Genomic DNA, 11,816 nt, shown 5'->3' with positions numbered 1-11,816 from the left:
ATGACGAGTGGAAAAATTCTATTTTCAGAAGAGAGGAAAGCACTAGCTGATGCCGTTCATCTGACCTATTATCGTAAGAACACCAATACGGCAGGGGGGAATTTTTCCTTCAAAACACAAGATAAGACAGGCAAAGAATACATCATCATGACACCGTCTATGATGTCAGAAGCTTATCATGGAAAAATCAGTCCTGCGCAAGTCTTGGTTGTAGATTATGATACCGAGGAAGTGGTGGCTGGTGAAGGGAAAGTGACGCGTGAAATCAATATGCACTTTGCATGTTACCGGACAAATCCTGAAATCAAATGTGTTTTCCATGCCCACGCTCCCCATGCTATGTTTTGGGCGACCAGTCATCTGGATATGCCAAACCTGACAGAATCAACTCAAAAGGTCGAGTATATTAAGGTGTTGGATTTTGCACCGAATACCACTCCAGAATTGGCAGAAATTGTTCGGCAGGAATTGTTATCAACGGATGGTAAGTTGCCAAAAGAGTATCTTTTGGATAGTCACGGGGTCTTGATTTTGACTCCGGGAGCAGATGGTGAAGAGGCTTTGAACAAGGCTCTCCAAATTCTTGATACGGTTGAATGGAACGCAGAAATTGCTTACAAGCAAACCGTTTTCCAAAAACTTGGTATCTTGGATGGCTATTATTCAAAAGGTCATCGAATCGGAGATATAGACGATTTGATTCATAGAAGACCTATCTGGAATCAAGAAAAACAAGACGAAGGTTTTGAATAAAAGATAGGGGATACCCTATCTTTTATTTGTGAAAAGGAAAGGAGTAAGGACATGAAAGAATTTAAAGATTCGCAATCCATGCAGGAGCTGTGTCAGCTGACTTATGATATGTGGTTGCATGGTTGGGATGAATATAACGGGGGAAATGTCAGTTACATTTTACCAGAAGAGGACAGGGAGTATCTGAAGACCTATGCTGTAAAAAGAGAAGTCGAACTGTCCGACATTCCTCCAGAAATGATTGGTCAGTATGTTTTGATTACTGCATCAGGTAGTCATTTTAGGACTTTGAGAGATCATGTGGAACGCGATACAGGTGTCATTCGGGTGACAGAAGCAGGCTATCAAGTGTTGTGGGGATTTGAAGAAGAAAAACGTCCGACCAGCGAGTTATATATGCACTTGTTGGCCCATGCAAAACGGTTATCCGTTGATCCAGCTCATCGCGTGGTTGTCCACAATCATGCCCCCAATGCCACAGCCTACTCACTGGTATCTCCGCCGGATGATAAGGAATATACTTTGCCTTTGTGGAGAGTGTTGACGGAGAGCATTGTTGTATTCCCAGACGGCGTTGGCATTTTACCGTGGGAATTGCCGGGAACGCTGGCAATTGCTCAGCATAGTGTAGAAAAGCTGGAACATTGCCGCATTGTTGTCTGGGCCTATCACGGTATTTTAGCGACTGGAAAAGATTTTCAAGATTGTTTTGGTTTGATTGAAACAGTTGACAAGGCAGCAAAAATCCATCTGCAAACCATGTCCATCAAACAATACCCTGGTTTGAGCGATAAAGACTTGTACGAGGTCTGTCAGGTACTCAAGGTAGAACCACGGGAAGGATTTTTACAGATATAAAAAATAAGCTCAGAGAATATCTGGGCTTATTTGTCAAGTTCAGGAAACAACTTCCGCAAAATTTTCGGTGTGATACTTTGCCCAGGTCCTGCGTAGGTGTAAGTGTGCAGGTACATGGCAGGGTTGAAGTTGAGTTCGATGCAGGTGCAGTTGGGGTCGTCCTTGCTGGCTGGCTTGGTGCGGTCGGGGATAATCAAGTCCACACCGCAAGCCCAAGCTCCCATAGCAGTCGCCATATCAGCAGCCAGTTGCTTGTAGGACTCGTCCATTTGGTCGGTCATGTCAATGGAGTCGCCACCGGTTGAGATATTGGAATTGCCACGCAGAAAGGCTTGGATGCCCTCTGGCAAAACTGTATCAGGCGTGTAACCCTGTTGCTCCAACATAAGTAGTTCGATGTCCCCCAGGTTGATGATTTCCAGCGGCGAACGGTGGTCACGCCCACGCAGGGGATCTTGGTTTTTTTTCTCGACTAATTCTCGGATGCTTGAGTTACCGTCACCCACGACATTGGCTGCGACGCGAAGCAGGACAGCCTCACACTTGCCGTCCAAGACGAAGAAGCGGTACTCGGTCCCCGCCACGAATTCCTCCACGAGCACATGGCTGTCTTCCGAAAAGGCGATGTTCAGGGCTTTTTCATAGTCCGCAAGGCTGGCTGGTTCTTGGAAGATAGAGATGCCGAGGCCGAAGTTAGTGGATTTTGGTTTGACAACAATAGCAGAGCTAGCTACCTGTCCGTAGTACCGCAGGGCATCTTTCTTGTTAGCAAATTCCGCTCCCGCAGGCACTGGAAAACCAGCCTGGTCTAGAATCTTCTTGGTCACGACCTTGTTGGCCATGGCGAGTGGAATGACGTAGTTGTCCTTGGAGGTCATATTACCATTTTTGATGTACTCGACATGGTCACCATGCCAGAGCTTGAGAAACTGGTCTTCTTCATCCAAAATCTCGACATGCAAGCCCATTTGAATGGCGTCAAAGAGAATCATCTGGGTGGAGAGTTCCATGTTTTCATAGCCCTTGAGGGCGTAAGGCGCAGACCAAGCGTAATCTTGAAAGGCTAGACCTTGCTTGCGTCCAAATTCTTGAAGGGACCGGTCTTTGACTTTTTCCAACAATTTCCCTGCCAAAGTCAGGCTCGGGTCGCTCAAGCTGGCTTGAACAGTCGTCAGTAAATCTTGATAATAGCTGTCCAATCCAAAATGGTCAATAATCGCTTGCATGGCTTGAACAATGGTTTGGCTATCCGCCTCTGCTGGTAAAGGTGTCAAGGGATGGCTGAGGGCAATGCGGTTGTTAAGCTGATGGGCCTGCGCCAATTGTGCGTCGACATCGGTTAAATCATCTAGCCACAAGAGGGCGAGAATGAAGAGATGAACTGTGTCCAAGGTCCCTTGGCTGATGGCCAGTTGGTCGAAGGGATTGAGGTCAAAGGTCCGAAACTCCAAATAAGAAATGCCCTTGGTCAGATAGTCGCGACTGACCTTGGCACCGCGGAGGCGAACTGCAGAGTAAAATTCCTTTTCGGCAGACAACTGACCGCTAGCAACCGCCTGCTCGATGTCGGTCACATATTGCTTCAAGGAAGAGAAGGAGATGTGGACATCGGGGGCGTTGACATAGCCGTAGTTGGAATTGCGAATAGACCGCACGCAGCCAATTTCCTCTGTCAAAAATCCTTTTTCAGCCAGACTGCTAGCTCCGTAGAGGTAGGTCAAGAGCCAACGGTAGCGTAGGAAATTCTGAGCCAGCTTGAGATAGAGGGCATTTTTGAAGGTGATGAGGTCGTCGTAATCGCTGGCTTCAAAGAGTTGCTGGGTCAGGTCTTTGCCCAATTCAAAGTTATAATGGATGCCCGACATGGACTGCAAGAGCTTGCCGTAGCGTTGCCCCAAACCGACCCGATACTGGTACTCAAATTCGCTTTCTAGCTGGGCGATTTGAATTTCGTCCTCGGTGATGTGAGGAGGCATGGACAGGGGCCAAAGGTATTCGTCCTTGTTCATGGATCGACAGGCAACGTCTGTGATGGCGCCCAAAAAGCGACGCGCTTCTTTGGTCGACTGGGTAACAGGCGTAATCAGCTCTAGCTGTGGCTCGCTGTAGTCGGTCTGGATATAGGGATGGAAGGATCGTGAACCTAGTTTTTCAGGGTGGGGCGTCTGAGCCACACGATTTTCAGTGTTAATCCGCAGAGATTCTCTTTCTAAGCCAAAAGTTGCTTGAAGAATGGGTGCGGTAGAGGGTAAGTGTTTCAGCATAGTGTCTATTCCTGTTATTTTCTTATTCCAATTTTATCTAGTTTGCTGAAGAAATACAAATTTTCGCTACGTTTTGGCTTGAAAATCCAGAGAAAACGACCAAAAGCAAGGTTCAGACTTCGGAATTTTCCATCAAAGGATATAATATTTTTGTAAAAACAGCGCCAACAATCGTATTTTGCTTGTTTTAGAAACAGTCAAAAAATAAAAGTTCGTCATTTTTGAAATACGGGCTATTTCTTGATGAAACGTTCGTTTTTTGATAGAATAGATTGTAAACGAAACTTGCAGGTGAGATTCCTGCCAGAAGTAGAAGAAAGGCTGGACTGGTCAGCCAGTTCAGAGAAAGAGTGAATATGACATCAGTAGTTGTTGTAGGAACCCAATGGGGCGACGAAGGTAAGGGTAAAATTACAGACTTCTTGTCTGCTAATGCTGAAGTAATCGCGCGCTATCAAGGTGGAGATAATGCAGGACATACTATCGTTATCGACGGCACCAAGTATAAGTTGCACTTGATTCCGTCTGGAATTTTCTTCCCAGAAAAGATTTCGGTTATCGGAAATGGTGTGGTTGTCAATCCAAAATCCTTGGTGAAGGAAATCAACTACCTCCATGATTCAGGTGTGACGACAGATAATTTGCGGATTTCAGACCGCGCACACGTCATCTTGCCTTATCACATCAAATTGGACCAGTTGCAGGAAGAATCCAAAGGTGAGAACAAGATTGGTACAACCAACAAGGGTATCGGTCCAGCTTACATGGACAAGGCAGCTCGTGTTGGTATCCGTATTGCAGACCTCTTGGACAAGGAGATTTTTGCAGAGCGCTTGAAAACAAACTTGGCTGAGAAAAACCGTTTGTTTGAGAAAATGTATGAATCAACGCCAATCGAATTCGACGAAATCTTTGAAGAATACTACGCCTACGGTCAAGAAATCAAGCAATATGTGACCGATACGTCTGTCATCCTCAACGATGCTTTGGATCAAGGCAAACGTGTCTTGTTTGAAGGTGCCCAAGGGGTTATGTTGGATATTGACCAAGGTACCTATCCATTCGTTACTTCTTCGAACCCAGTTGCTGGTGGTGTGACCATCGGTAGTGGTGTCGGACCAAGCAAGATTGACAAGGTTGTCGGCGTATGTAAGGCCTACACTAGCCGTGTTGGTGACGGACCATTCCCAACTGAATTGCACGATGAAATCGGAGACCGTATCCGTGAAATCGGTAAAGAGTACGGCACGACCACAGGTCGTCCACGCCGTGTCGGTTGGTTTGACTCAGTGGTCATGCGCCATAGCCGCCGTGTGTCAGGTATTACCAACTTGTCCCTCAACTCAATCGACGTTTTGTCAGGACTTGAGACTTTGAAAATCTGCGTGGCTTATGACTTGGATGGTGAGCGTATTGACCACTACCCAGCAAGCTTGGAACAGCTCAAACGCTGCAAACCAATCTACGAAGAAATGCCAGGTTGGTCAGAAGATATCACAGGTGTGCGTAGTTTGGATGAATTGCCAGAAGCGGCTCGCAACTATGTTCGTCGCATCAGCGAATTGGTCGGTGTTCGTATCTCAACCTTCTCGGTAGGACCAGGTCGCGAACAAACCAACATCCTTGAAAGTGTCTGGAGTTCTAAATAGGATATTGAGCGGGAAATCAGTAGAGTTAGGAGGAGAAAAATAGTATGTTCCTCATATTGGGTGTTACTGGAGTCCTGTTCTTATTCAGCATATTGGTGGGCTACCTGGTTTTCGTGGTTGCTTGGAGTTTGCCACGTATGGAGGATAAACAGCAACATCGTTACTATTTGATAGGCTCCTTGCTAAGTCTGCTCCTATTTCCCTTTATTGGACCCTTGGTTTTTCCTATATTTGGCTTTAGCCTTGGTTATGGAATTTCTGCTCCACTGTCAAAAGGATGGAGAACCTTTTTGATAATAGTAGGGGTGGTATTGCTGCTTTGTTCAGGTCTAGCTCTTTTTTGGATTGCCGAAACCGTGTTGGATCTATATTCAAATTAAAGATTGAAGGGCAAGTTCTATCTGAACTTGTTCTTTTTTGATATTCTGCTATAATAGATTTTACTAGATTCTATAAAATAAAGAGGTTTACAAATGGAAGGTTTATTTTTACCCCTAATCATGGTGGCTATGGTTGGTTTCATGTTTTATTCACAGCGTAAGCAACAGAAACAGCGCCAAGACGCCCTTAGTCAAATCAAAAAAGGTGACGAGATCGTGACCATAGGTGGCTTGTTTGGTATCGTTGATGAAATCGACGACAAGAAGGTCGTTCTGGACGTGGACGGTGTCTATTTGACTTTTGAACGCGGAGCCATTCGCAATCGTGTGACGCCGGCTACCACGACAACAGTAGCAGCAGAAGAACCAGCTCTAGAAACGGTTGAGCCAGTTCAAGAATCAGTTATTGAGGAATAAAGACGAAAAACCAGGGGAAACCTTGGTTTTTATCTTATCTTCATGATGTGCTTTTTGCTTAAAACCTAGAGACTGTGGTATAATAGACTGATTATAGCTTGAGGAAAAAGTCATGTTTAAGTGGAATTTTAAGAAAAAAGAGAAGTTTGAGACGCCTGTGGAGGTGCCCAAACATATTGCCATCATTATGGATGGGAATGGGCGCTGGGCCAAAAAACGGATGCAGCCTCGGATTATGGGTCATAAGGCCGGTATGGATGCCCTGCAAAAGGTAACAAAAACAGCGTCTAAACTAGGGGTCAAGGTCCTGACAGTCTATGCCTTCTCAACGGAAAATTGGTCCCGCCCTGAGAAGGAAGTCAAATTTATCATGAATTTGCCGGTTGAATTTTACGATAAATACGTGCCGGAGCTTCATGCCAACAATGTGAAAATCCAGATGATTGGTGACCATTCTCGCCTGCCAGAAGCGACCTTGAAGGCACTGCGGATGGCAGAAGAAAAGACCAGGAGAAATACCGGCCTCATCCTCAATTTTGCCTTGAATTATGGCGGTCGTGATGAGCTGTCTCGTGCGATTAAGGCGATCTCGCAGGATATTTTGGATGCTAAGTTCAATCCAGGGGATATTGATGACAAGCTGATTGCTGATTATCTGTATACAGGTAGTTTGCCGGTTTCCCTGCGAGACCCTGATTTGGTCATTCGGACCAGTGGTGAACTCCGTCTCAGTAATTTTTTGCCCTGGCAGATAGCCTACAGTGAGCTCTACTTCACTGACGTGGCCTGGCCGGACTTTGATGGAGAAGCTCTGCTATTAGCCATAAAAGAATACAATCGTCGCCACAGAAGATTTGGTGGTGTGTAAGGAGAAATGATGACAAAGGAACTAAGAACACGGGTGATATCGGCGGTCGTTGCACTGACCCTCTTTATCCCTGTTATATATATTGGTGGGGTGACCTTCCAGTTGGTGCTGGGGCTCTTGGCCATGCTGGCTACTGCGGAATTGATGCGGATGTACAAGCTGGCGCCTAATTCCATTGAGGGTATCCTGGCCATGCTGGGGAGTTTTGTCTTGACCCTTCCGCTTGAGAACTATCTGCCATTTTTGCCGACGGATGGGAACTATGTGGCCTTTACGGTCATTGTCTTTATTCTGATGGGTTCCATCGTCTTCCATACAGGCGCCTATACTTACTCAGAAGTGGTCTATCCTATTGCCAGCAGTTTTTATATCGGGGTTGGTTTCCACAATCTGGCCCTGGCGCGTATGGATAGTCTCAACAAGCTTTTCTTTGCTCTGCTGCTTGTCTGGGCGACGGATATCGGTGCCTATATGCTTGGTCGTCAGTTTGGCAAACGCAAGCTGGCTCCTCTGGTATCACCTAATAAATCTATTGAAGGTTTTCTCGGTGGAATTGCTTCGGCAGTTGTAGTGGCAGCCATCTATCTCATCTTCTCCAAGGAAATTCGTGACGTCTATTCAATTCCCTTGATGCTGGTCTTGGCGGCTGTATTTTCTGTCGTGGCCCAGTTTGGAGATCTGGTTGAGAGTGCTATCAAGCGCCGTTTTGGTGTCAAGGATTCTGGTAATTTGATTCCAGGGCATGGCGGTATCTTGGATCGTTTTGACAGTGTCATTTTTGTCTTTCCAATCATGCACTTCTTCGGCTTATTTTAAGGAGGTTCCATGAAGGGAATTTTAGCATTTATTTTTATCTTTGGCGTGATTGTGGTTATCCATGAATTTGGTCACTTCTATTTCGCCAAAAAAGCAGGCATCCTGGTTCGGGAATTTGCCATTGGTATGGGTCCGAAAATTTTCGCTCATACGGGCAAGGACGGGACGGCCTATACGATTCGTATTCTTCCGCTTGGCGGCTATGTTCGTATGGCTGGCTGGGGCGAGGACAAGACGGAGATTAAGACCGGGACACCGGCCAGTTTGACCCTCAATTCAGACGGCATTGTGACTCGAATCAACCTATCGGGTAAGGGCTTTGATGTCAACAGTCTGCCCATGAATGTGACCGGCTTTGACTTTGAAGATAGGCTGGAAATCACTGGTCTGGTCCTGGATGAGACCAAGACCTATAAGGTGGACCACGACGCGACCATTGTCGAGGAAGATGGGACGGAAGTCCGCATTGCACCGCTGGATGTCCAGTATCAAAATGCGACGATCTGGGGTCGGCTCATGACTAACTTTGCGGGTCCCATGAACAACTTTATCCTCGGTGTTTTGGCCTTCATCCTGCTTATGTTCATGCAGGGCGGTGTGGCCGATACGTCTAGCAATCAGGTGACAGTTGTAGAGGGTAGTGCCCTTGCAGCTGCTGGATTAGAGACTGGAGATAAAATTCTCTCGGTCAATGGTCAGGCAACAGATTCTTACGCCGATATTTCTAAGGTGATTGGGCAGGCAGTGCAGGATGCTAGCAGTGCTCCTAAGTTTGACTTGCTTGTGGAGCAGGACGGGACTGAGAAGAATGTGTCTGTGACTGCCAAGCAGGAAGATGGCACCTACAGACTAGGTGTTTCCCCTATTTTGAAGACGGGTGTCTTGGACAAGATTATTGGTGGTATCCAGCAGGCCGGAGCGACAGCTCTCATGATTGTCACAGCCCTGAAAAATCTGATTGCCAGCTTTGATGTCAAGCAACTAGGTGGTCCTGTGGCTATCTACTCTGTCAGCAATCAAGCGGCTCAAGATGGTTGGATGTCCATTATTGGACTGATGGCTACGTTGTCGATAAACGTAGGAATTTTCAATCTCATTCCGATTCCGGCCCTTGATGGTGGTAAAATTGTTATGAATATCCTGGAAGGAATTCGTCGCAAACCGCTCAAGCCAGAAACGGAATCCTACATCACGCTGGCAGGCGTTGCAATCATGGTCGTCCTCATGCTGGTCGTGACCTGGAATGACATTATGCGGGTATTTTTCTAAAATAAAATTTGCAAGGAACTGAATGCCTGCTCTAGGCAAGATGTTCCAGGAACTAAAGAAGAAAGGAAGACAGAGAGTTACTGATTTGAACTCGAGCGTCAGCTTGGAATTTTCAGTCGTCGCCAGTCATTCGTCTCTGTTTTTTCAAAATAAAGAAAGGAACTGAATGCGTGATAAACGCAGGAAGTTCTGAAAACTAAGAAAAAGAAAGGAACAGAGAGTTTTTAGATTTGAACTCGAGCGTCAGCGAGGGTTTTGAAAAGTGAATTCTCTGCCTTCTAAATCAAGTAAGCTACGAAAGGAATTGAATGCGTGCTATACGTAGGATGTTCTGAAAACTATGAAAGGAACTGAACACGGGCTGAAACCTGTGTCTTCCTAACAACCAATGATGAAAGGAACAGAGGAGGTTCGTAATTGAACTCGGTCTAAAAACTCGGAAAATAGATAAACTGACTGATGTGCAAGCACATTGCGCCAGTTTCCTAATTTTCAGTCGTTTTTTACGACCTCCGTATCTTAATATGAAACAATCTAAATTGATTATCCCGACTCTTCGGGAGATGCCTTCTGATGCGCAGGTCATCAGTCATGCGCTTATGGTGCGTGCTGGTTATGTGCGTCAGATTTCCGCTGGGATTTACAGCTACTTGCCGTTGGCCAACCGTGTGATTGAAAAAGCCAAAAATATCATGCGGGAGGAATTTGACAAGATTGACGCCATCGAATTTTTGGCGCCTGCTCTCTTGTCAGCCGACATTTGGCGCGAGTCTGGTCGTTACGATACCTACGGCGACGACCTTTACAAGCTCAAAAACCGCGAGGGTTCCGACTTTATCTTGGGTCCAACCCATGAAGAAACCGTGACCCTTTTGGCGCGTGATGCGGTCCAGTCTTACAAACAGTTGCCGCTCAACATCTACCAAATCCAGCCAAAATACCGTGATGAAAAACGCCCTCGTAACGGTCTTCTCCGTGGTCGCGAGTTCATCATGAAAGACGGTTATAGCTTCCACGCTAGCTATGAAAGCTTGGACCAGACCTACGATGACTATAAGGCAGCCTATGAAGCGATTTTCACTCGAGCAGGCCTGGAGTTCAAAGCTATCATCGGTGACGGTGGTGCCATGGGTGGTAAGGATAGCCAGGAGTTTATGGCTATTACACCAGACCGTACCGATCTTGACCGTTGGGTTGTCTTCGACAAGTCGGTTGCTTCTTTTGAGGAAATCCCAGAGGATGTTCTTGAAGCGATCAAGGCAGAGCTCTTGGCATGGTCTGTGTCTGGTGAAGACACCATCGCCTACTCTAGCGAGTCTGGTTACGCTGCCAACCTAGAAATGGCAACTAGCGAGTACAAACCAAGTACAGCAGTTGTCGTCGAAGAAGACTTGGTTAAAGTAGCGACGCCAGATGCCAAAACCATCGACGAAGTTGCTGCCTTCTTGAATGTTGCGGAAGAACAAACTATCAAAACTATGCTCTTTATGGCAGACGGTGAGCCAGTTGTTGCCCTCCTTGTTGGCAATGATCAAGTTAACGATGTCAAGTTGAAAAACCACTTGGCAGCAGATTTCTTTGATGTAGCAAGCCCAGCTGATGCAGAAAAAGTCTTCGGTGCAGGCTTTGGTTCTCTCGGCCCAGTTGGTTTACCAGAAAATATCAAGATTATCGCCGACCGCAAAGTGCAAGATGTGAAGAACGCTGTAGTTGGTGCTAACGAAGATGGTTTCCACTATACAGGTGCCAATGCAGGGCGTGATTTCCAAGTGACTGAGTATGTGGATATTCGTGAAGTCAAGGAAGGGGAGCCTTCTCCAGATGGACACGGAGTTCTCAACTTTGCTCGCGGTATTGAGATCGGTCATATCTTCAAACTGGGTACCCGTTATTCAGATAGCATGAATGCCAACATCTTGGATGAGAATGGTCGTTCTATGCCGATTATCATGGGATGCTACGGAATCGGTGTTAGTCGTCTCTTGTCAGCAGTTCTTGAGCAACACGCTCGTCTCTTTGTTAACAAGACACCAAAAGGTGAATACCGTTATGCTTGGGGCATCAACTTCCCTAAAGAATTGGCACCGTTTGATGTACATTTGATCCCAGTCAATGTTAAGGACGAAGAAGCTATGGCATTAACTCAGTCAATCGAAGCTAGCTTAATCGGTGCTGGTTATGAAGTCTTGACCGATGACCGCAATGAACGCGTCGGAGTGAAATTCTCAGACAGCGACCTGATCGGTTTGCCAATCCGTGTGACCGTCGGTAAGAAAGCTGCCGACGGCGTGGTCGAAGTCAAAATCAAGGGCACTGGTGACACTGTCGAAGTCCATGTCGACCAGCTCTTGGAAACTTTGAAAATTTTGAATAAGTAACAAATAAAGGAGAGGTTGGGCATAAAGTCCAGCCTCTAACTATTTTATTATGTGATTTTTAGTTCGGGAGCGAGAAAGAACTCGATAGATGAAAAGAGAGTTCATTTTCCCCGCACAGCTTCAACTGTTTGGGAGACAGTTGAAGGTTGGAAATTGAGCGAACT

The 11,816-nt window shown here is 46.3% G+C and carries 10 protein-coding genes; 9 read left to right on the top strand and 1 reads right to left on the bottom strand.

Features of this window, described 5'->3' with window-relative positions; genetic code table 11:
• Nucleotides 1-753 (top strand): class II aldolase/adducin family protein, encoded by a 753-nt coding sequence (locus tag ACHBID_RS02035; RefSeq protein ID WP_394731564.1) that lies wholly within the window; start codon nt 1-3, stop codon nt 751-753.
• A gap of 51 nt (nt 754-804) precedes the next feature.
• Nucleotides 805-1,611 (top strand): rhamnulose-1-phosphate aldolase, encoded by an 807-nt coding sequence (rhaD, locus tag ACHBID_RS02030; protein ID WP_394731562.1) that lies wholly within the window; start codon nt 805-807, stop codon nt 1,609-1,611.
• A 26-nt stretch (nt 1,612-1,637) separates the two neighbouring features.
• Here the strand turns inward: rhaD and gshAB are convergent, their stop codons facing one another.
• A complete protein-coding gene (gene gshAB, locus ACHBID_RS02025; RefSeq protein ID WP_394731561.1) occupies nt 1,638-3,875 on the bottom strand; it encodes a bifunctional glutamate--cysteine ligase GshA/glutathione synthetase GshB in 2,238 nt (745 codons plus the stop codon).
• A 356-nt stretch (nt 3,876-4,231) separates the two neighbouring features.
• On the opposite strand from gshAB, the gene ACHBID_RS02020 reads away from it, so the two are divergent.
• The 7 genes from ACHBID_RS02020 (at nt 4,232) to ACHBID_RS01990 (ending at nt 11,652) form a co-directional block, all read left to right on the top strand.
• Complete coding sequence (locus tag ACHBID_RS02020) at nt 4,232-5,524, top strand: adenylosuccinate synthase (protein WP_394731560.1); 1,293 nt, start codon at nt 4,232-4,234, stop codon at nt 5,522-5,524.
• Between the two features lie 44 nt (nt 5,525-5,568).
• Entirely contained in the window at nt 5,569-5,904 is a 336-nt protein-coding gene (locus ACHBID_RS02015) for a hypothetical protein (RefSeq protein WP_105122234.1), read from the top strand.
• Nucleotides 5,905-5,997: 93 nt separating this feature from the next.
• Nucleotides 5,998-6,321, top strand: a complete 324-nt coding sequence (yajC, locus tag ACHBID_RS02010) for a preprotein translocase subunit YajC (protein WP_170241985.1) — start codon at nt 5,998-6,000, stop codon at nt 6,319-6,321.
• A gap of 112 nt (nt 6,322-6,433) precedes the next feature.
• Nucleotides 6,434-7,189, top strand: coding sequence for an isoprenyl transferase (locus ACHBID_RS02005; RefSeq protein ID WP_105111706.1), 756 nt, complete (start codon nt 6,434-6,436; stop codon nt 7,187-7,189).
• Between the two features lie 9 nt (nt 7,190-7,198).
• Entirely contained in the window at nt 7,199-8,005 is an 807-nt protein-coding gene (locus ACHBID_RS02000; protein WP_394731559.1) for a phosphatidate cytidylyltransferase, read from the top strand.
• 9 nt (nt 8,006-8,014) lie between these two features.
• On the top strand, nt 8,015-9,274 hold the full coding sequence (rseP, locus tag ACHBID_RS01995; protein WP_394731558.1) for an RIP metalloprotease RseP: 1,260 nt from the start codon (nt 8,015-8,017) through the stop codon (nt 9,272-9,274).
• A gap of 524 nt (nt 9,275-9,798) precedes the next feature.
• Nucleotides 9,799-11,652, top strand: coding sequence for a proline--tRNA ligase (locus ACHBID_RS01990; protein WP_394731557.1), 1,854 nt, complete (start codon nt 9,799-9,801; stop codon nt 11,650-11,652).
• Nucleotides 11,653-11,816 lie beyond the last annotated feature (164 nt).

This window comes from Streptococcus sp. A25 (genome assembly GCF_043674095.1).
In the GTDB taxonomy this organism is placed as follows: Bacteria; Bacillota; Bacilli; order Lactobacillales; family Streptococcaceae; genus Streptococcus; species Streptococcus suis_V.
This window is presented reverse-complemented; position numbering and strand designations above follow the sequence as displayed.

Excerpts from the sequence above, each read along its gene's own strand:
- ACHBID_RS02035 (WP_394731564.1), top strand. The coding sequence starts at position 1 with ATGACGAGTGGAAAAATTCTATTTTCAGAAGAGAGGAAAGCACTAGCT.
- rhaD (WP_394731562.1), top strand. The coding sequence starts at position 805 with ATGAAAGAATTTAAAGATTCGCAATCCATGCAGGAGCTGTGTCAGCTG.
- gshAB (WP_394731561.1), bottom strand. The coding sequence starts at position 3,875 with ATGCTGAAACACTTACCCTCTACCGCACCCATTCTTCAAGCAACTTTT.
- ACHBID_RS02020 (WP_394731560.1), top strand. The coding sequence starts at position 4,232 with ATGACATCAGTAGTTGTTGTAGGAACCCAATGGGGCGACGAAGGTAAG.
- ACHBID_RS02015 (WP_105122234.1), top strand. The coding sequence starts at position 5,569 with ATGTTCCTCATATTGGGTGTTACTGGAGTCCTGTTCTTATTCAGCATA.
- yajC (WP_170241985.1), top strand. The coding sequence starts at position 5,998 with ATGGAAGGTTTATTTTTACCCCTAATCATGGTGGCTATGGTTGGTTTC.
- ACHBID_RS02005 (WP_105111706.1), top strand. The coding sequence starts at position 6,434 with ATGTTTAAGTGGAATTTTAAGAAAAAAGAGAAGTTTGAGACGCCTGTG.
- ACHBID_RS02000 (WP_394731559.1), top strand. The coding sequence starts at position 7,199 with ATGACAAAGGAACTAAGAACACGGGTGATATCGGCGGTCGTTGCACTG.
- rseP (WP_394731558.1), top strand. The coding sequence starts at position 8,015 with ATGAAGGGAATTTTAGCATTTATTTTTATCTTTGGCGTGATTGTGGTT.
- ACHBID_RS01990 (WP_394731557.1), top strand. The coding sequence starts at position 9,799 with ATGAAACAATCTAAATTGATTATCCCGACTCTTCGGGAGATGCCTTCT.